The organism is Streptomyces sp. CNX435, assembly GCF_059570575.1.
Genome location: NZ_JCANTA010000028.1, coordinates 67,651 through 87,120, shown reverse-complemented (window position 1 = coordinate 87,120; position 19,470 = coordinate 67,651). Strand labels below are relative to the sequence as shown.

The window sequence follows — 19,470 nt, the reverse complement described above, 5'->3', positions numbered from 1 at the left end:
CGTAGGAGTCTTGAGAAGGGCTGTCCCTAGTACGAGAGGACCGGGACGGACGGACCTCTGGTGTGCCAGTTGTTCTGCCAAGGGCATGGCTGGTTGGCTACGTTCGGGAGGGATAACCGCTGAAAGCATCTAAGCGGGAAGCCTGCTTCGAGATGAGGACTCCCACCCCCTTGTAGGGGTTAAGGCCCCCTGTAGACGACGGGGTTGATAGGCCGGATCTGGAAGCCCTGTGAGGGGTGGAGGTGACCGGTACTAATAGGCCGAGGGCTTGTCCATAGCTGCTTGCGTCCACTGTGCGGCTCCCAGACAGCAAACTATTGCTGCTGGGTCAGCTGGAATTTGTTCACCTAACTGAAGAGTGTGCTTGTTCGCTGACCCACTTTAGGGTTTCGGTGGTCATAGCGTTGGGGAAACGCCCGGTCTCATTCCGAACCCGGAAGCTAAGCCTGACCGCGCCGATGGTACTGCATGGGGGACCGTGTGGGAGAGTAGGTCACCGCCGAACAATTATTGAGGACCTGTGGTCCCAGCGTGAGCGCTGGGACCACAGGTCCTTTTTTGTTTTTCGTTCCGGTGCGACCGGAGTTAGAGGAGAGTAGTGAGATGACCACCAACGAGCCCGACCGGCGTGACGAGGACCGTGGCCGCGGCCGGCGTCGTGACGGCGACGGGCGTGGTTTCGACCGGCGGGACGGGGAGCGGCACGGGGGACCGCGTCGTGGGGACGGGGATCGGCAGGGGCGTGGGCCGCGGCGGCAGGATGACCGGCCGCGGCGTGATTTCCGCCGGGATGAGGACCAGCCGCGTGGGCCCCGCCGGGATGATGACCGTCCCCGGCGTGACTTCCGGCGTGACGACGACCGTCCTCGCGGGCCTCGGCGGGATGACGATCGTCGCGGAGACGACCGGTCTCGGGGGTTCCGTCGCGATGACGACCGTCCTCGTCGTCCCTTCCGTCGTGATGGCGACCGGCCGCGGAGTGACTTCAACCGTGGTGACGACCGGCCGCGGCGTGACTTCCGTCGCGATGATGACCGGCCGCGCCGCGATTTCCGGCGTGATGAGGATCGGCCGCGTGGGCCGCGCCGGGATGATGACCGGCCGCGGCGTGATTTCCGGCGTGATGAGGATCGGCCGCGTGGGCCGCGCCGGGATGATGACCGGCCTCGTCGTGACTTCCGGCGTGATGACGGCCGGCTTCGCGGGCCGCGGCGTGACGGGGATCGCGACGGGCGCGGGGCGTACGGCCGTGGGGGGCGGTTCGAGCGGCGGGACGACCGGCGGGGGGATCGGGCGCGTGGTCCGCGGCGGGAGGGGGAGCGGCCGCCCGTGCGGCGGTTGTCGATCCCCGAGGACGTCACCGGGCAGGAGATCGACAAGGCTGTTCGGCAGGAGCTGCAGAGCCTGCCCAAGACGCTGGCCGAGGACGTCGCCAAGAACCTCGTCATGGTCGCCCGGCTGCTCGACGAGGACGCAGCCCGGGCCTACGAGCACGCCAAGGTGGCCCTGCGGCTCGCGTCCCGCGTCGGGGCCGTGCGGGAGGCCGCCGGCTTCGCCGCGTACCACACGGGCCGGTATCAGGAGGCGCTGGCCGAGTTCCGCGCGGCGCGGCGCATGAGCGGGCGTCCCGACCTCTGGCCGGTGATGGCCGACTGCGAGCGCGGCATGGGGCGTCCGGAGCGTGCGCTGGCGATGGCCGGTGAGCCGGAGGTGCAGCGGCTGGACAAGGCGGGGCAGGTGGAGATGCGGCTCGTCGCCGCCGGGGCGCGGCGGGACATGGGGCAGGCCGACGCCGCCGTCGTCACCCTGCAGAGCCCCGAGTTGGCGTCCACGGGTGTGCACCCGTGGACCGCGCGGCTGCGCTACGCCTACGCCGACGCCCTGCTGGAGGTCGGCCGCGGGGAGGACGCGCGGGAGTGGTTCGCGAAGGCCCTGGAAGCCGACCACGACGGGCTCACGGACGCCTCCGACCGGCTGGCCGAGCTGGACGGCATCGAATTCACGGACGCGCTCGATCCGGATACCGAGGACGGCGAGGAGAGCGACGGCGTCAGCGCCGTCGAAGAGGAGTCGGGGTCTTCCTCGGATGCCGGTGCCGGTCTGCCCGAGGTGAACGACACCGACTTCACCGACGACGACGATCCCGCGGGCGACGAGGACCCAGTCCGCTGACTCACCCCAGGTCCAGCGCCCGCAGCACCAGCCCCGTGGCCGGCTTCGGGCCGAAGGACGTGGACTTGCGCGGCATCGTCACCCCGTCCCGCGCAAGCTCCCGTACGACGTCCTCCGCGACCGGCTTCATGAGCACCGCCGTGCCGCCCAGGCGCTCCGCCTGGGCGGCGGCGGCCTCGGGGTCGTGGACGTAGCCGATGTGCGCGGGCTCGTCCGGGAGTCGCCAGACGTGCTCGATGAGCGTCGCGTGCAGCACCGTGGCGTCCAGGCTGCGCCACGCCTCCGGCCTGTCGGTCCGTACGGTACGGGCCAGCAGCCCCGGGTCCGGGCGGTCGACCAGGTGCAGCGTGTCCCTGCCCGACAGGAGAAACGCGTTGCCCTCCGTCTCTTCCAGCGCCGCCAGCGCCGCGGACAGGGGCCCGGGGACGGGCCGGACGCGGGCGTCGTCGCCGAGGAGGCGCAGTGCGTCGGCCGGCGGGAGGGTGCGTAGCACGCGGTGGATGCCGCGGACGACGAGCGGGTGGCGGGCTGTGTCGACCAGCAGGACGAGGCCGTAGTCCCAGGGCCCCGGCGTGCCCGGCGGCGCCGGTTCCTCGGCGCGCAGCCGCAGATACGTCGCCCAGCGGTGGTGCCCGTCCGCGATGAGCGCACGCTGCCGCGCCAGGTCCGCGCGTACGGCCGCGATCTCGTCCGTGTCCGTCACCGCCCACAGCCGGTGCGCGAAGCCGTCCTCCGTCGTCATCGCCAGCAGCGGTGTGCGCGCTGTCGTGCGTTCGACGAGGACGGCGGTCGTGCCGGTGGCCGCGCCGTCGCTGCGGTACGACAGCAGCAGGGGCTCGGGGTTGGCGGCGGTCTCGCGCATCAGGCCCGCGCGGTCGGCGACGATCTCCTCCATCACGTCCTCGTGCGGCAGGACGACGCCCTCCGCCGGCTCGCTCAGCGCCAGCAGCCCGATGACGCCCCGCTGCAGCAGCTCGCCCCTGCGCTGCTCGTACACGTAGAGCGCGGGCCGCGGGTCCGGTACGAGGACACCCTCCGCGCGCCACCGACGCAGGGTGTCGGCGGCGAGGCGGTGGCGGGCGGCGGGGTCGCCGGCCCGGGGGAGGATGAGGCGGACGATGTTGTACGGGTCTGCGGTCTCCAGGTGGTGCAGTCCGTCGGGCCGGACGACGACGTCGTACGGCGGGGAGGTGACTGCGGCGAGGCTGCGCACCCGGGACGGCGCGTAGCGCAACCCGCGGAAGGCGTGGATCTCAAGGCCGGGTGAACGCTGCATGGACCGGATCGTATGCGCCGCCGGCGGTGCGCGACGATAGGGCCCGTAGGTATCGCGCCGCCCGAGGAGCCGCCGTCGTGACCAGCCAGCCCGTCAGGACCCGCCCCGACGCCTGCGCGGAGCCGCTGTGCGCGGCGTACGACACGGCGCTGCTGGACCTCGACGGCGTGGTCTACATCGGCGGCGTGGCCGTCGAGCACGCCGTCGGCGCGCTGGACGCGGCGCGGTCCGCCGGCATGCGGCTGGCGTACGTGACGAACAACGCCTCCCGCACCCCGGCCGTCGTCGCCGAGCGGCTGACCGCGATGGGCGTGCCGGCGGAACCGGCGGACGTGATCACCTCGGCGCAGGCCGTGGCGCGGCTGGTGGCCGAGCAGGTGCCGCCGGGGGCACGGGTGCTGGCGGTCGGCGGGGAGGGGCTGGACGGGCCGCTGCGTGAGCGCGGGCTCGTGATCGTGAAGTCGGCGGACGACGACCCGGCGGCCGTGGTGCAGGGGTACGGGGGGCCGGGGATGGCGTGGGGGCGGCTGGACGAGGCGGCGGTCGCGGTGCAGCGCGGCGTGCCGTGGTTCGCGTCGAACGCGGACCTGACGATCCCGACCCCCCGCGGCCTCGCCCCCGGCAACGGCGCGGCGCTGGCGGTGGTGCGCCTGGTCACCGGCGCCGAGCCGCGGGTGGCGGGGAAGCCGCAGCCGCCGATGCACCGCGAGACGATCATCAGGACCGGGGCGCGACGGCCGCTGGTCGTCGGCGACCGGCTCGACACCGACATCGAGGGCGCGTACAACGGCGGCGTCGACGCGCTGCTGGTGCTGACCGGCATCACCCGCGCCGCGGAGCTGGTGGCGGCGGCACCGCGGCACCGGCCGGCGTATGTGGCGGCGGACCTGCGCGGGCTGTCGGCCGGCCAGCCGGAGGTGGCGGTGACGGGCGCGGGCGAGGGGGTCGCGGCGCGGTGCGGCGGCTGGACCGCCTCCGTACGCGGCACGGATCCGCAGCCGTGGCTGGACGGCGAGGGGCAACCGCTGGACGGGCTGCGGGCGTTGTGCGCGGCGGCGTGGACGTACGCGGGCGAGGGCTCCTGCGGCCTCGACGCGGGGAAGGCGCTGGCCCGCCTCGGCCTGTGAGTTCCCCGAGTCAACCTGCCCGGGTTTTGTTTGATCTTGTTGCTGGGCCGGTGCTCCAGAGCGAGTCGCTACGCGTGTCGACGGCGAGTGCGGTAGGCGCGTTGCTGGCAGGCGTGTGAGCAGTACAGGCGGGGACGACCGCGTGGCGCCTGAGTGACCGGCTGTCCGCAGGCGCGGCATGGGTGACCTGCGGTTGGCACGTTTTCGTCACTTTCATTTTCAACTATCGGAGTTTCGTCACGGTCCGCGGTGGCGTCGCGCCGCCGGTGGCGGCTGTCACGGGCCGCGCGGGCAGCGTCGGTGAGATTCCGGTGCGGAAGGCGTCCTCGTGGCGTTCGGAGGTTGAGCTCGACGTCGAGGCTGGGGCATTGCACCGGATCGGCGTGGTCGCACCGCAGGAGAGCTTGAAGGTAGTCGCGCGCAGCTTCCATCTGTTCCAGTTGCCGCTCGACAAGCTCGACTTGTTCCGCAATGGTGCGTTGCCACGCTGTGGTGTCGGACTTGTCAGACGCGGCGGTGGCTGCGCGGTCCAGTGGCATCTTGCCGGTGACGTGGCACAGGTACGCGAGCCCGATGCGGCGAAGATCCTGCTCGCGGTAGAGCCGTTGCTGTCCACGGCGGGCGGGGCTGCCGAGTACGCCCTGCTTCTCCCACCATCGCAGGGTGGAGGGCGCCAGCCCGTACAGCGCGGCTGCCTCGCCGATGCGTACTCCTTCATCACTCACAGGCGTCCTTTGACATCAAGTCGGCTTCAAGATTCAGAATTTAGGTCAGCCTAACCTGAGCAACGAGATGGCGAGGACCGCTGACCGCATATGACAGCCACAGACGCCGCACCGCGCGGGTCATCCGACAAGCCACCGGCGGAGCCCGCCGGTATCGACACTCCTCGACTGATCGGGCTCGGTGCCGCAGCCCGCATGCTGCGCCCGATCCGTACCCGCCTGATCGTCGGTGCGGCGATGTCGGCCGTGGCCGAAGCAGCAGGGTTCGTGCCCTTCCTGGCAGTCGCGGAGATCGCGCGTACCGTGCTGGCAGCTCCGGATATCGCGAGCACGGCGACATCGGCGTGGGTGTGGGCCGGCATCGGTGCGGTGGGCGCCTTGGTGCGGCTGGTCCTGCTCGGGTTGGCTGCACACGTGGGGCACACCGCCGATGCGGAGATGTTGCACCACCTGCGGGTGCGGATCGTGCGGCGGCTGGGAACGGTGCCTCTTGGCTGGTTCCGCTCCGCGGGCTCGGGCCGGGTTCGCAAGGCGATGAGCGAAGACCTGGGCGCGATGCACGAACTGTTCGCCCACGCGCTGGGTGGCATGGTGGGCGCGACGACCACGCTGATGGTGGCGGTCGGCTACCTGGTGTCGGTGGACTGGCGCATGGCGCTGATCATCGTCACGGTCCCCGGGCTCGGGCTGCTCAACTACCGGGCCGGAATGCGTTCATCGCCGGCCCACATCAACCGTCTGATCGCCGCTGAGGAGCGGATCAGCGCAGCCAGCCAGGAGTACGTCGACGGGATCAGCGTCGTCAAGACCTTCGGGGGCACCGAGCGGCGGGTGTTGGGCCGGTTCAACGAGGCCATGGACGAGCACAGCGACGCGTACCGCGCGTTCGTGACCCAGAACCGGACCAGTTCGGCCGTGAGCCATGTGCTGGGTTCGGAGATGACGATTCTGGGCGTGGTCATGGCCGCCGGCCTGGCCTTCGTGAGCGCGGGCTGGCTCACCGTCACGGACCTGTTGCCGTTCCTCGTCGTGGGCGTCGGGCTCCCGAGCTCGATCGGCCCGGTGTTCCGCGGCGCCCACGGCCTGCGGACAGCGCGCATGGCGGCCGGCCATATCGACAGCCTGCTGTCCCTCGACCCCCTTCCCGAACCGCGGGAGCCACGACAGCCGGACGGTCACCGGATCGAGATCGACCGGGTGTCCTTCTCGTATGACGGGGTGTCCAACGCGGTCGAGGACATCACCGCGAGATGCGAGCCGGGCACTGTCACCGCCCTCGTCGGCCCGTCCGGCGCCGGAAAGTCCACCCTGGCCGGCCTGTTGCCGCGGTTCTACGACGTCACCAGCGGCGCGATCCGGATCGGTGGCGTCGACGTCCGCGACATGGCGTCGGAGACTCTGCTGTCGTCGGTGTCGCTGGTGTTCCAGGACGTGATGCTGCTGCGCGACACGGTGACCGAGAACATCCGGATCGGCCGCCCTGAGGCAGCCGACCACGAGGTTCGGCAGGCGGCCAAGGCGGCCCAACTCCATCACGTGATCCAGCGGTTGCCGGACGGCTACGACACGGTGCTCGGCGTCGGCAAGGGCGGGCTCTCCGGTGGTGAGCGGCAGCGCCTGACGATCGCGCGAGCGATTCTTTCCGACGCTCCCATCGTCATCTTGGACGAGGCCACCGCAGCGCTCGATCCCGACAACGAAGCGGCCGTTCAAGACGCACTCGCCGAACTCGTCGCGGGCAAGACCGTGGTCGTGATCGCCCATCGACTGCACACCATCACCGGCGCCGACCAGATTCTCGTCCTCGACGAAGGCCGCCAGGTCGACGCCGGAGCCCACCACGACCTCGTCTCCCGCCGCGGGCTGTACGCCCGGCTGTGGCACGCCCAGCAGCGGAGACCATGCGTGATCCGCAACGTGTACCGGCTGTGGCCGCATCCTGGACCGCTGGTCCGCATGTGGCTGAGCACGGCTGGCTCACACCGACGACCTTGATCGCACTCGGGGTCGCCGTGATCGCTCTGGCTGCCTTCCTGATCGTCGAACTGCGGCACCCGCAACCGATGCTGCCGGTGCGCTGGTTCGCCGACCCACGCTTCACCGTCCCGAACGCCGGGTCGTTCCTCCTCGCGTTCACCGTGTTCGCGCTGGGCGTCTTCCTCCCGGCGTACCTGCAACAGGCGCAGCATCACAGCGCGGCCACCGTCGGGTTGATGCTGATGCCCGCCGCGGTGGTCGCCGTTACGGTGCCTCCGCTGACCGGGCACCTGGTCGCCAGGATTGGGCCCCGACTGCCGATGACTGCTGGGTTGCTGCTCGCGGCCACCGGTCTTGCCACCCTCCTTGCGATCGGTCCCGACACCGGCTACGCGCGAACCGTCACGGCGCTCATTCTGATGAACGCCGGCTACGGACTCCTGATGCCCGCATCGAACACGGCGGCCATGGCCGCCGTGCAACAACAGCGCACCGGCAGCGCCAGCTCCACCATCGCCGCGATCCGGCAAACCGGAACGACCTTCGGTATCGCCCTCTTCGGGGCGTTGCTCGCGTCCGAGATGTCGAGCACCGACGGCAGAACCGCCGAGCAGGCCCACACCGACGGACTGCACCTCATCGCCTTCGTCGCAGCCATGATTGCGCTCGCCGCCGCAGCCCTGGTGGCCACCGCGATGCGAACCGATGCGTCGAAACCAGTCGATGCGAAAGAGCCCGCCGCCAAAGGAAACTCCGTGGGAAAACAGCAGGAAAGCACCGTCAGCGAGGTTCCGCCCACTCCAACGATCGATCAGGGTAGGCTAACCTAACTGCGTGTTGGTCGACGCTGTTCCCCGTACGGACCCCGGGCCCAAGGACGCCGCGCCGCGCCGCCGGTGGTTCTCCCCGCGCGCCGCCGGTCTGCTCGCCTCCTGCGCCGCGCTGCTGCTCGTCTGCGTGGCGAGCATCGCCGTCGGCGCCAAGGCCATCCCCCTGGACCAGGTCTGGCACGGCCTCTTCGACTACACCGGCACCGACACCGACGTCGTCATCCGCGACATGCGCGTCCCGCGCACCGTCCTCGGCCTCCTCGCCGGCGCCGCGCTCGGCCTCTCCGGCGCCGTGATGCAGGCCCTCACCCGCAACCCCCTCGCCGAGCCCGGGCTGCTCGGCATCAACGCCGGTGCCTCCGCCGCCGTCGTCAGCGCCATCAGCTTCTTCGGCGTCACCTCCGTCGCGGGCTACGTCTGGTTCGCGTTCGCCGGCGCCGCCGCCGTCTCCGTACTCGTCTACGCCCTCGGCGGCAGCCGCAGCGCCACGCCCGTGCGCCTCGCGCTCGCCGGCACCGCCGCCACCGCCGCGCTCTTCGGCTACGTGCGCGCCGTCGAGCTGACGGACACCGCGGCGCTGGACAAAATGCGTTTCTGGACCACCGGTTCGCTCGCCTCCGCCGACACCACCACCATCCGGCAGGTGCTCCCGTTCCTCGCCGTCGGCATCGTCCTCGCGCTGCTGCTCGCCCGCCCGCTGAACGCCATGGCCATGGGCGACGACACCGCCCGCGCCCTCGGCGCGAACCTCACCCGCACCCGGCTGCTCGCCATGCTCGCCGTCACGCTGCTGTGCGGCGCCGCGACCGCGGCCTGCGGGCCCATCGTCTTCGTCGGCCTGATGATCCCGCACATGGTGCGCGCCGTGACCGGGCCCGACAACCGCTGGATCCTGCCGTACGCGGCCGTGCTCGCGCCCGTGCTGCTGCTCGGCGCCGACGTGCTCGGCCGGGTGCTGGCCCGGCCCGCGGAGGTGCAGGTCGGGATCGTCACCGTGATCCTCGGCGGGCCGGTGTTCATCCATCTCGTACGACGCCGGAGGATGGCGCAGCTGTGAGAACGCTCAACGTACGCGGCACGAAGGGCGATCTGTCGGTACGCCTCGACCTGCGCGCCCTGCTCGTCTGCCTGCTGCTCACCGCCGCCGCGCTGGCCGCCGCCGTGGTCCTCGTCGGCACCGGCGACTTCCCCATCTCCTTCGGCGACGTGGTGCGCACGCTGCTCGGCGGCGGCGATCCCGGGCAGGAGTTCGTCGTCCGCGAGCTGCGGCTGCCGCGGGTGCTGGTGGGGCTGCTCGTCGGTGCGGCGCTGGGGCTGGCGGGGGCGGTGTTCCAGGCCATCTCCCGCAACCCGCTGGGCAGTCCGGACGTGCTGGGCGTCTCGCACGGCTCCGCGGTCGGCGCGCTCGTGGTCATCGTGCTGTTCAAGGGCAGCTCGGAGGCGGTCGCGACCGGCGCCGTGGCCGGCGGGCTCGCCACCGGGGCGGCGATCTACCTGCTCGCGTGGCGGCGGGGCGTGTCCGGCTACCGGCTCGTCCTCGTCGGCATCGGCGCCGCCGCCATCCTCACGGGCGTCATCAACTACCTCCTCACCAAGGCCGACCTGGTCGACGCCGCCCGTGCCACCCTGTGGATCACCGGCTCGCTCGGCGGTCGCGACTGGACGCACGTGTGGCCGCTGGTCGCGGTCTGCGGGGTGCTGGTGCCGTTGGTCCTGGCGTGCGGCCGGCCGCTGCGGATGATGGAGATGGGCGACGACACGGCGTACGCGCTGGGCATTCCCGTCGAGCGGGTACGGCTCGTGGCGCTGCTGGCCGCCGTGCTGCTCACCGCCGCCGCCACCGCCGCCGCGGGGCCCGTCGCCTTCGTCGCCCTCACCGCCCCGCAGCTCGCCCGCCGGCTGACCCGCTCGCCCGGCCCCAACCTGGCGCCCGCCGCGCTCATGGGCGCCACGCTGCTGATCGTCGCCGACTGGGGGGCGCAGCGCGCCTTCGGCGCCGACCAGGTGCCCGTCGGCGTCGTCACCGGAGTGCTCGGCGGCGTCTACCTCCTCTGGCTGCTGGCCGCGGAGCGCCGGGCGGGCCGGATATGAAAGACCGAACGCCGAACAGGAGCCCCGCAGTGAGCCGTCTCGCCGCCGAGGACGTCACCCTCGGGTACGACAGCAGGGTCGTCGCCGAGAAGCTGTCGGTGGCGGTGCCCGACTCCTCGTTCACCGTCGTCGTCGGGCCCAACGCCTGCGGCAAGTCGACGCTGCTGCGCGCGCTGGCGCGGATGCTGAAGCCGAGCGCCGGCGCGGTGCTGCTGGACGGCGACGTGATCGGCACGCTGCCGGCGCGGAAGGTGGCGCGGATACTCGGGCTGCTGCCGCAGTCGTCCGTGGCCCCCGACGGCATCACGGTCGGCGACCTCGTCGCCCGCGGGCGCTACCCGCACCAGGGGCTGCTGCGGCAGTGGTCGCGGGAGGACGAACGGGTGGTCCAGGAGTCGATGGCCGCCACCGGGATCGGGGAACTGGCGGATCGTTATGTCGACGAACTGTCCGGCGGGCAGCGGCAGCGGGTGTGGATCGCGATGGCGCTGGCGCAGCAGACGCCGCTGCTGCTGCTCGACGAGCCGACGACGTACCTCGACATCCAGCACCAGATCGAGGTCCTCGACCTCTGCGCCGAACTCCACGAGACACAGGGGCGCACGCTGGTGGCCGTGCTGCACGACCTCAACCACGCGGCGCGCTACGCCACGCACCTCATCGCCATGCGCGACGGGCGGATCGTCGCGGAAGGGCATCCGAACGACATCGTGGACGCCGAGTTGGTCGAGCGCGTCTTCGGCCTCAAGTGCCAGGTGATAGCCGACCCGGAGACCGGTACGCCGCTGGTCGTCCCGGCGGCGCGCAAGGCGCGGGCGGCGGCGGCCGGCCGGGTCTGAGCGGGGCCGGGGCGGCGGTTCGGGGTACCGTTCGTGGCATGAGCGAGCCGACGCCGATGCCCGCAGCGGAGCCCGAGACCGCGGCCGAGCCGCCCGACGCCGGGCGGACGGCGCCGCGGTGGCCGGAGCCGGGCGCGGGGGGCGCGGCGGGGCCGGGGGGCGGGGGCGTAGCGGAGGCCGCCGGCGGGGCCGCGGCGTTCGCGCGTACGGAAGCGGAATCCGCACCGGCACCGCAACCGGAACCGGAATCAGCGTCGGCGGCCGTCCAGGAGCCCGAGCCGGCCGAGGCCGGGCCCGTGCCGCTCGGCGTCGCGCGCACGCCCACCGGCAACGCCGACGTCGACGCCGCGCTCGACCGCCTCGCCGACGCCGACGAGCTGCCGACCGGTAGCCACCTGGAGGTCTACGAGGACGCCCACGGCCGGATGCGCGAGGCGCTGGAGGAGCTGGACCGCACCCAGGGCCCGCCCCCACCGGCTCCCGCGAACCCCGCGCCCGTACATACGCCCGCGGGCCCCGCGCGCCCGCCGTACGGCCAGGGCCAGGGCCAGGGCCAGGGCCAGGGCCATGCCCGCCCCGGCCCGTCCACGCCCGCGCAGGCGCCCGGGCGCCCCGCGCCCGCGAGCCCCGGCCCCACGCCGTACGGCCAGGGCCACACCCGCCCCGCGCCGCCCGCGCCCGCGCCGTCCCCCGCGCCGTACGGCCCCGCCTCGCCCCGCCCCGGCGCGCCGGCGCCGCCCCGCCCCGGCGCGCACCCGTACCGGCCGGGGAACCCGTGAGCGGTGGCCGGCGGCGCCGGCTCGACGCCGAGCTGGTGAGCCGCGAGCTGGCCCGGTCCCGTGAGCACGCCGGGCGCCTCATCGCCGCCGGCCGCGTCACCGTCGGCGGCATGGTCGCCAGCAAGCCCGCCACCCAGGTCGAGACGTCCGCCGCCGTCGTCGTCGTCCCCGACGACGCCGACCCCGACTACGCCTCCCGCGGCGGCCACAAGCTCGCCGGCGCCCTCGCGGCGTTCGAGCCCCGCGGGCTGCGCGTCGCCGGCCGGCGCGCCCTGGACGCCGGCGCCTCCACCGGCGGCTTCACCGACGTGCTGCTGCGCGCCGGCGCCGCGCACGTCGTCGCCGTGGACGTCGGCTACGGACAGCTCGCCTGGAAGCTGCAGAGCGACGAGCGGGTCACCGTCCGGGACCGTACGAACGTCCGCGAGCTGACGCCCGCCCACCTGGACGGGGAGCTTGCCGAACTCGTCGTCGGCGACCTGTCGTTCATTCCGCTCGGGCTCGTGCTGCCCGCGCTGGTGTGCTGCGCCACGCCCGACGCGGATCTCGTGCTCATGGTCAAGCCGCAGTTCGAGGTCGGCAAGGAGCGCCTCGGCAGCGGTGGCGTGGTCCGCGGCGCGGGGCTGCGCGCCGAGGCCGTCCGCGGGGTCGCGGGGCAGGGGGCGGCGCTCGGGCTCGGCGTGCTCGGCGTGACGGCGAGCCCGTTGCCCGGACCGAAGGGGAACGTCGAGTATTTTCTGTGGCTGCGCGCCGGGGCGCCCGCGCTGGACCCGGCGGACGTCGAGCGAGCCGTGGCGGAGGGGCCCCGATGACAGACCGTACCGTGTTCCTGCTCGCCCACACCGGCCGGCCGGCGGCGATCCGCAGCGCCGAGCTGGTCGTCCGCGGGCTGCTGCGCTCCGGCGTCGGCGTGCGCGTGCTCGCCGACGAGGCGGCCGACCTGCCGCTGCCGCCGGAGGCGGAACTGGTGGAGCCGGGTCCCGGGGTGATCGACGACTGCGAGCTGCTGATCGTGCTGGGCGGCGACGGCACGCTGCTGCGCGGCGCCGCGTTCGCCCGCAGGTCCGGCGTGCCGATGCTCGGCGTCAACCTCGGCCGCGTCGGCTTCCTCGCCGAGGCCGAGCGGGACGACCTCGACAAGGTCGTGGACCGGGTGGTGACGAAGGAGTACGAGGTCGAGGAGCGGATGACGCTCGACGTCCTGGTACGCAACGAGGGCCATACCGTGCACGCCGACTGGGCGCTCAACGAGGCGTCCGTCGAGAAGGCCGCGCGCGAGCGCATGCTGGAGGTCGTCACCGAGGTCGACGGCCGGCCCGTCTCCCGCTTCGGCTGCGACGGCGTCGTCTGCGCGACGCCGACCGGCTCGACCGCGTACGCCTTCTCGGCCGGCGGGCCCGTCGTCTGGCCCGAGGTCGAGGCGCTGCTGATGGTGCCGATCAGCGCGCACGCGCTGTTCGCCAAGCCGCTGGTCACCTCCCCGGACTCGATCCTGGCGGTGGAGGTGCAGCCGACGGGCCAGCGCGGCGTGCTGTGGTGCGACGGCCGCCGCACCGTCGACCTGGCGGCCGGCGCGCGCGTCGAGGTGCGCCGGGGCGCGGTGCCGGTGCGGCTGGCGCGGCTGCACCACGCCTCGTTCACCGACCGGCTGGTGGCGAAGTTCGCCCTGCCCGTGGCGGGCTGGCGGGGCGCGCCGCACTGACGCGCGGCCCGTCCCACGCACGGTCCCCGCACCCGGCGCCGCGGCCCGGTGCCACCGGCCGCCCGTGCCCCCGGCCGGACCGCTGATCACGAAGCCCCTCGCGACGCGGTGCCGCAACCTCGTATGGTCGTACCGTGTTGGAGGAGATGCGGATCCAGTCCCTGGGCGTCATCGACGACGCGGTCGTCGAGCTGTCGCCCGGCTTCACGGCCGTGACGGGCGAGACCGGCGCCGGCAAGACCATGGTCGTCACCAGCCTCGGGCTGCTGCTAGGAGGGCGCGCGGACGCCGCGCTCGTACGCATCGGCGCCAGGTCCGCGGTGGTGGAGGGCCGGGTCGCCGTGCCCGACGGCTCGCCCGCCGCGGTGCGCGCCGAGGACGCGGGCGCGGAGCTGGACGACGGCGCCCTGCTCATCAGCCGTACGGTGTCGGCCGAAGGCCGCTCCCGGGCGCACCTCGGCGGGCGCGGCGTCCCCGTCGGGCTCCTCGGCGAGCTGGCCGAGGACCTGGTCGCGGTGCACGGGCAGACCGACCAGCAGGGGCTGCTCAAGCCGGCCCGGCAGCGGCAGGCGCTCGACCGGTACGCGGGCGACGCGGTCGCCGCGCCGCTCGCCACGTACTCGGCGGCGTACCGCAGGCTGCGCGCCGTCAGCGCCGAGCTGGCCGAGATCACCACCCGGGCGCGCGAGCGGCTGCAGGAGGCGGATCTGCTGCGGTTCGGCCTTGAGGAGGTCTCCGCGGCGGAGCCGCGGGCCGGCGAGGACGTCGAGCTGGCCGCGGAGGCCGAGCGGCTCGGCCACGCCGAGGCGCTGGCCGCCGCATCCGCCGCCGCACACGCCGCGCTCGCGGGCGATCCGGCCGACCCCGAGGCCGTCGACGCCGGCACGCTCGTCGCGGGCGCACAGCGCGCCCTGGCGGCCGTACGGGCCCACGACCCGGCGCTGGCCGGGCTCGCCGACCGGCTCACCGAGGTCGGCATCCTCCTCGGCGACGTGGCGCAGGAGCTGGCGGCGTACGGCGACGGCATCGACGCCGACCCGCTGCGGCTCGCCGCGGTGGAGGAGCGCCGCTCCGTGCTCACCCACCTCACCCGCAAGTACGGCCACGAGCACGCCTCCGCTACCGGCGGCGGGGGAGCGGCCGGCGGCGGGGGAGCGGCCGGCGACGGCAGCGTCGCCGCCGTCATCGAGTGGGCCGAGGCGGGCGCCGCCCGGCTCGCCGAGCTGGACGGCGACGACGAGCGCATCGAGGAGCTGACCGCCGAGCGCGACGCGCTCCGCGGCGAGCTGGCGCATCTCGCGCGGGCGCTGACCGAGGCGCGCGGCGAGGCGGCGGAACGGTTCGGCACCGCCGTCACCGACGAGCTGACCGAGCTGGCGATGCCGCACGCGCGGGTCACGGTCGACCTGCGCCGTACGGAGGTCGCGGAGAGCGCCGACGGGCTGGAGATCGACGGCCGCCACGTCGCGTACGGCCCCACGGGCGTCGACGAGGCCGAGCTGCTGCTCGCCCCGCACCCCGGCGCCCCGCCGCGGCCGATCGCCAAGGGCGCCTCGGGCGGCGAGCTGTCGCGCGTGATGCTGGCGGTCGAGGTGGTCTTCGCCGGCTCCGACCCGGTGCCGACGTACCTCTTCGACGAGGTCGACGCGGGCGTGGGCGGCAAGGCCGCCGTCGAGGTGGGCCGCCGGCTCGCCCGGCTGGCGCGCGGCGCCCAGGTCGTCGTGGTGACCCACCTGCCGCAGGTCGCGGCCTTCGCCGACCGCCAGTTGCTGGTGGAGAAGACCAGCGACGGCGCGGTCACTCGCAGCGGCGTCACCGTGCTGGACGGCGAGGCGCGGGTGCGGGAGCTGTCCCGCATGCTGGCGGGCCAGGAGGACTCCGAGACGGCCCGTGCGCACGCGGAGGAGCTGCTCGCGGCGGCCCGCGCCGGAGCCGAGTAGCCCGGAGCCGGGCAGCCGCCAGCCGGGGGCGGTGTGTGCGGGGCGGCGCCCCGGGGCGGTGGGCCCGGGTGGGCCGTGCGGGTGCCCAGGGCAACCCGGTCCGTACCCGGTGCGTCTACCGAAGTGATCGGGCGGAGTGCACTGCCCCGTCCGCCCCGTCGGCCCCGTCCACGCGCCTCCCCGGCGCGCGACGGGCGTGCGGGACATCGCCCGGAAGGGTGGTGCATGTCTGACCTGTACGCCCGTACAGAGCGGTTGACGGCGCCGAGCCGGGTCCGGTGGCTGCTTGTAGGTGGCATCCTGGGCTGGCCCTGCGACGCCACGGACAGGAGTTCCGGCCCAGTGAGCAGCACCCCCGCACCGCCCCACGGCCCCACCGCGCTGCACGCCGTGCAGCTCGTCGGCCGTGGCGAGGCCGGCAGCGGCGTCCATGTGCGCTCGCTGGCGGCCGGGTTGGTGGCCCGGGGCATTCGGGTCACGGTGGTCGCCACCCCCGACGCCGCCGAGCGCTACGGCTTCGCCGCGGCCGGCGCCCACGTCGCCCGGCTGCCCGGGCGCGGCGGGCCGGCCACCGCGCCGCTGTGCACGGCGACCGTCCTGCGCGCGGCGTGCGCCGGTGCGGACCTCGTCCACGCGCACGGCCTGCAGTGCGGGCTGATGGCGTGCTCGACGATCCTCGGCCAGCGCAGGCCGCTGGTGGTCACCTGGCACACGAAGAACACCCCCGCAGGGGTACGGGGCCGGGTGCTGCCGCTCCTCGAACGACGGGTGTCCCGGTCGGCCCGCGTCGTCCTCGGCGCCACCACCGACCTCGTCGACGGCGCCCGCCGCCGCGGCGCCCGCGACGCCCGGCTCGCGCCGATCGCCGTCCCCGCGCCCCGGCAGCCGCACGGCGGCGGGGACGGCGCCGCCCTGCGCCGCCGGCAGGTGCGCGCCGAACTCGGCACCCTGGACCGGCCCCTGGTCGTCACGGCCGCTCCGCTCGCCGCGTACGGCGCGTTCGACCCGCTGCTCGACGCCGCCCGCATCTGGCGGGCGCTGCCGGAGCAGCCGCTGCTCGCCATCGCCGGCGAGGGCCCGGCGCGCGGCCGGCTCCAGCGCCGTATCGACGCCGAGAAGCTGCCCGTACGGCTCCTGGGCCGCCGGGACGACCTGCCCCGGATGCTGGCCGCCGCGGACGTCGCGGTGCTCTCCAGCCCGTGGGAGGCGCGCCCGGTGCTGGCCCAGGAGGCGCTGCACGCGGGCGCCCCGCTGGTGGCCACGGCGGTCGGCGGCGTCCCCGAACTCGTCGGCGACGCGGCGGAACTCGTGCCGTACGGGGACACCCGCGCGCTCGCCGACGCGGTCACGGCCCTGCTGCACGACCCGGCCCGCCGCGCGGGCCTCTCCGCCGCGGGCCGTGCCCAGGCGGGCACCTGGCCGACGGAGGACGACACCGTCACCCAGGTCCTGTCGATCTACGACGAGCTGATGACGTACACGTAACGGCCTGCGGCCGGGCGGTCGGGGACGACGGGTGCGGGTCGTCGGGGGTTGTTCGGGTGGCGGTGCGAAGTCGCCGTGGGAGGGCTGGAGATCGGCGGGCGGCGGGGGAGCGGGGCCGGCAGGCGCGGCTGGTCGCGGTGCCTGAGTCGGGCTCGCCGCCGACGGCCGAGGGCCGCCGTGCGGCGGCGCCGTCGCGGCCCGGAGCGCCTTCCGCCGGACCTCCCACCGCCCCGCTGGGCGTACCGGTGGCCGAGCGGACCGGGGCGGGAGGCGACCGACACGCGCGGCCGGCCGCGGGGTCGCCGCCGGACGCGGCATGCCGTGTGGCTGTGTCCCGACCCGAGCGTCTGCCGCTGGAACTCACTCTCGCCGCCCCGCGCGGAGCGCGTCGGTCGCCGGGCGGGCGAAGCGAGCGCCGACTGCCACGTGCGGCCGGCCGCGGGGTCGCCGGCGTCCGGGTGCGAACTCGCCGCCGGACGGCCGGAGGCCGCCGGGCGCGGAGGAGCACCGCCGTGAACCGGAGCACCTGCCGCCGGAGGAGCACCGCCGCGGCCCGGAGCGCGAGCCGCTGGAGCCCCTCCCCGCCGCCCCGCGCGGAGCGCTACCCGTACGCCCCCGACGCGCTCAGCCGCAGCGCCGTGTCGATCAGCGGCACGTGGCTGAACGCCTGCGGGAAGTTCCCCACTTGGCGCTGCAGCCGCGGGTCCCACTCCTCCGCGAGCAGCCCCAGGTCGTTCCGCAGCGCCAGCAGCTTCTCGAAGAGGTGCCGCGCCTCCTGCACCCGGCCGATCATCGCCAGGTCGTCCGCCATCCAGAACGAGCAGGCGAGGAACGCCCCTTCGTCGCCCGGCAGCCCGTCGCTGCCGGTCTCGTCGCCCGAGGTCGGGTAGCGGCGGATGAAGCCGTCGGGGGTGCCCAGCTCGCGCTGGATGGCCTCGATGGTGCCGATGACGCGCTTGTCGTCCGGCGGCAGGAAGCCGACCTGCGGGATGAGCAGCAGCGAGGCGTCCAGCTCCTGCGAGCCGTAGGACTGCGTGAAGGTGTTGCGCTGCCGGTCGTAGCCCTTCTCGCACACGTCGCGGTGGATGTCGTCGCGCAGCCGCTGCCAGCGCTCCAGCGGGCCGTCCGCCTCGCCCGACTCGATGAGCTTGATCGTGCGGTCGACGGCGACCCAGGTCATCACCTTGGAGTGCACGAAGTGCCGGCGCGGGCCGCGCACCTCCCACAGCCCCTCGTCGGGGCGGTCCCAGTTCTCCTCGACCCAGCGGATCATCTTCAGCTGCAGCAGCGACGCGTAGTCGTTGCGGGAGAGTCCCGTCATGTGCGCGAGATGGAGCGCCTCGACGACCTCGCCGTAGACGTCGAGCTGGAGCTGCCCCGCCGCGCCGTTGCCGGCGCGCACCGGGCGGGACTCCTCGTACCCCGGGAGCCACTCCAGCTCCGACTCGCCCAGCTCGCGCTCGCCGGCGATGCCGTACATGATCTGCAGGTTCTCCGGGTCGCCCGCGACGGCGCGCAGCAGCCACTCGCGCCAGGCGCGCGCCTCTTCGTGGTATCCGGTGCGCAGCAGGGACGACAGCGTGATGGCGGCGTCACGCAGCCATGTGAACCGGTAGTCCCAGTTGCGTACGCCGCCGATGTCCTCGGGCAGCGAGGTGGTGGGCGCGGCGACGATGCCGCCGGTCGGCTCGTACGTCAGTGCCTTGAGCGTGATCAGCGAGCGGATCACGGCGTGCCGGTAGGGGCCGTGGTACGTACAGTGCTCGGTCCACTCCTGCCAGAAGTCCTCGGTGGCGGTGAGCGACGCCTCGGGGTCGGCGGGCTGCGGCGGCTCGCGGTGCGAGGGCTGCCAGCTGATCGTGAACGCCAGCCGGTCGCCGGGGCCGACGGTGAAGTCCGAGTACGTCGTGAGCTCCCGGCCGTACGTCGGCACCGGGGCGTCCAGCCACACCGAGTCCGGCCCGGCGACGCCGACCGTGCGGCCGTCGTCGGTCTGGTGAACCCACGGGACGATACGTCCGTAGGAGAAGCGCATCCGCAGCGCGGAGCGCATCGGCACCCGGCCCGTGACGCCCTCCACGATGCGGATCAGCTGCGGCGCGGCGCCGTCACGCGGCGGCATGAAGTCGATCAGCCGGACCGTGCCGCGGGGGGTGTCCCACTCGGACTCCAGCACCAGCGAGTCGCCCCGGTAGCGCCGCCGGGTCGCGGGCGGCGGACCGGCTTCGGGGGCGTATGCGGGACCGAGGCGCCAGAAGCCGTGCTCCTCGGTCCCGAGTAGGGAGGCGAACACCGCATGGGAGTCGAACCGGGGCAGGCAGAGCCAGTCGGCCGTGCCGTCGCGACGGACGAGCGCTGCCGTCTGCATGTCGCCCAGAAGTGCGTAGTCCTCGATCCGCCCGGCCACGTGCCTCTCCAGGTAGAAGTGCGTTCCGCAGAGAATAAAGCCTCCGCGTGCGGGCGTGCGCCCACGGTCGCGGATTCCCTCTGGTCTGATCGGGTCGGGCGGATGGACAGCGGTTGGCCG

The 19,470-nt window shown here is 74.0% G+C and carries 15 protein-coding genes and 2 rRNA genes; 14 read left to right on the top strand and 3 right to left on the bottom strand.

The annotated features are described in order from the left end of the window. The 3 genes from T328_RS31695 to T328_RS31685 all read left to right on the top strand — a co-directional run. A 23S ribosomal RNA gene (locus tag T328_RS31695) occupies nt 1-276 on the top strand; the annotation flags it as partial. Nucleotides 277-388: 112 nt separating this feature from the next. Further along, nucleotides 389-505, top strand: a 5S ribosomal RNA gene (gene rrf, locus T328_RS31690). 824 nt (nt 506-1,329) lie between these two features. Then, nucleotides 1,330-2,172 (top strand): tetratricopeptide repeat protein, encoded by an 843-nt coding sequence (locus T328_RS31685; protein ID WP_496499674.1) that lies wholly within the window; start codon nt 1,330-1,332, stop codon nt 2,170-2,172. 1 nt (nt 2,173) lies between these two features. On the opposite strand, the gene T328_RS31680 is transcribed toward T328_RS31685, so the two are convergent. Then, a complete protein-coding gene (locus T328_RS31680) occupies nt 2,174-3,448 on the bottom strand; it encodes a DUF1015 family protein (RefSeq protein ID WP_496499673.1) in 1,275 nt (424 codons plus the stop codon). 77 nt (nt 3,449-3,525) lie between these two features. Between T328_RS31680 and T328_RS31675 the strand changes: the two genes are divergently transcribed. Further along, nucleotides 3,526-4,575, top strand: a complete 1,050-nt coding sequence (locus T328_RS31675) for an HAD hydrolase-like protein (RefSeq protein ID WP_496499672.1) — start codon at nt 3,526-3,528, stop codon at nt 4,573-4,575. A gap of 68 nt (nt 4,576-4,643) precedes the next feature. Here T328_RS31675 and T328_RS31670 read toward each other — a convergent pair whose 3' ends face one another. After that, entirely contained in the window at nt 4,644-5,300 is a 657-nt protein-coding gene (locus tag T328_RS31670) for a MerR family transcriptional regulator (protein WP_496499671.1), read from the bottom strand. A gap of 90 nt (nt 5,301-5,390) precedes the next feature. Between T328_RS31670 and T328_RS31665 the strand changes: the two genes are divergently transcribed. The 10 genes from T328_RS31665 to T328_RS31620 all read left to right on the top strand — a co-directional run bounded on the left by T328_RS31665 (nt 5,391) and on the right by T328_RS31620 (nt 16,943). Next, nucleotides 5,391-7,295 carry an ABC transporter ATP-binding protein gene (locus tag T328_RS31665; RefSeq protein WP_496499670.1) on the top strand — a complete coding sequence of 635 codons (1,905 nt, stop codon included), beginning with the start codon at nt 5,391-5,393 and terminating at the stop codon, nt 7,293-7,295. Then, nucleotides 7,292-8,107 carry an MFS transporter gene (locus T328_RS31660; protein WP_496499669.1) on the top strand — a complete coding sequence of 272 codons (816 nt, stop codon included), beginning with the start codon at nt 7,292-7,294 and terminating at the stop codon, nt 8,105-8,107. Before T328_RS31665 ends, T328_RS31660 begins: the two co-directional genes overlap by 4 nt. A gap of 4 nt (nt 8,108-8,111) precedes the next feature. Then, nucleotides 8,112-9,164 carry a FecCD family ABC transporter permease gene (locus tag T328_RS31655; protein ID WP_496499668.1) on the top strand — a complete coding sequence of 351 codons (1,053 nt, stop codon included), beginning with the start codon at nt 8,112-8,114 and terminating at the stop codon, nt 9,162-9,164. Further along, the gene (locus tag T328_RS31650) at nt 9,161-10,198 is read left to right on the top strand and encodes a FecCD family ABC transporter permease (RefSeq protein ID WP_496499667.1); all 1,038 of its coding nucleotides are present in this window, start codon (nt 9,161-9,163) and stop codon (nt 10,196-10,198) included. The genes T328_RS31655 and T328_RS31650 overlap by 4 nt, the downstream gene beginning before the upstream one ends. Further along, complete coding sequence (locus tag T328_RS31645) at nt 10,195-11,037, top strand: ABC transporter ATP-binding protein (RefSeq protein ID WP_496499666.1); 843 nt, start codon at nt 10,195-10,197, stop codon at nt 11,035-11,037. Before T328_RS31650 ends, T328_RS31645 begins: the two co-directional genes overlap by 4 nt. Before the next feature lie 38 nt (nt 11,038-11,075). After that, nucleotides 11,076-11,816 (top strand): hypothetical protein, encoded by a 741-nt coding sequence (locus T328_RS31640; RefSeq protein WP_496499665.1) that lies wholly within the window; start codon nt 11,076-11,078, stop codon nt 11,814-11,816. Continuing rightward, nucleotides 11,813-12,628, top strand: a complete 816-nt coding sequence (locus T328_RS31635; protein WP_496499664.1) for a TlyA family RNA methyltransferase — start codon at nt 11,813-11,815, stop codon at nt 12,626-12,628. Before T328_RS31640 ends, T328_RS31635 begins: the two co-directional genes overlap by 4 nt. Continuing rightward, complete coding sequence (locus T328_RS31630) at nt 12,625-13,518, top strand: NAD kinase (protein ID WP_496499663.1); 894 nt, start codon at nt 12,625-12,627, stop codon at nt 13,516-13,518. The genes T328_RS31635 and T328_RS31630 overlap by 4 nt, the downstream gene beginning before the upstream one ends. 146 nt (nt 13,519-13,664) lie before the next feature. Continuing rightward, nucleotides 13,665-15,458 carry a DNA repair protein RecN gene (locus tag T328_RS31625; protein ID WP_496499680.1) on the top strand — a complete coding sequence of 598 codons (1,794 nt, stop codon included), beginning with the start codon at nt 13,665-13,667 and terminating at the stop codon, nt 15,456-15,458. A 342-nt stretch (nt 15,459-15,800) separates the two neighbouring features. After that, nucleotides 15,801-16,943: a glycosyltransferase family 4 protein gene (locus tag T328_RS31620; RefSeq protein ID WP_496499662.1), complete on the top strand. Its 1,143-nt coding sequence runs from the start codon at nt 15,801-15,803 to the stop codon at nt 16,941-16,943. Between the two features lie 601 nt (nt 16,944-17,544). On the opposite strand, the gene T328_RS31615 is transcribed toward T328_RS31620, so the two are convergent. Next, nucleotides 17,545-19,350 carry a glycoside hydrolase family 15 protein gene (locus T328_RS31615; protein ID WP_496499661.1) on the bottom strand — a complete coding sequence of 602 codons (1,806 nt, stop codon included), beginning with the start codon at nt 19,348-19,350 and terminating at the stop codon, nt 17,545-17,547. Nucleotides 19,351-19,470: the final 120 nt, after the last annotated feature.

Excerpts from the sequence above, each read along its gene's own strand:
- T328_RS31630 (WP_496499663.1), top strand. The coding sequence starts at position 12,625 with ATGACAGACCGTACCGTGTTCCTGCTCGCCCACACCGGCCGGCCGGCG.
- T328_RS31680 (WP_496499673.1), bottom strand. The coding sequence starts at position 3,448 with ATGCAGCGTTCACCCGGCCTTGAGATCCACGCCTTCCGCGGGTTGCGC.
- T328_RS31645 (WP_496499666.1), top strand. The coding sequence starts at position 10,195 with ATGAAAGACCGAACGCCGAACAGGAGCCCCGCAGTGAGCCGTCTCGCC.
- T328_RS31665 (WP_496499670.1), top strand. The coding sequence starts at position 5,391 with ATGACAGCCACAGACGCCGCACCGCGCGGGTCATCCGACAAGCCACCG.
- T328_RS31640 (WP_496499665.1), top strand. The coding sequence starts at position 11,076 with ATGAGCGAGCCGACGCCGATGCCCGCAGCGGAGCCCGAGACCGCGGCC.
- T328_RS31625 (WP_496499680.1), top strand. The coding sequence starts at position 13,665 with ATGCGGATCCAGTCCCTGGGCGTCATCGACGACGCGGTCGTCGAGCTG.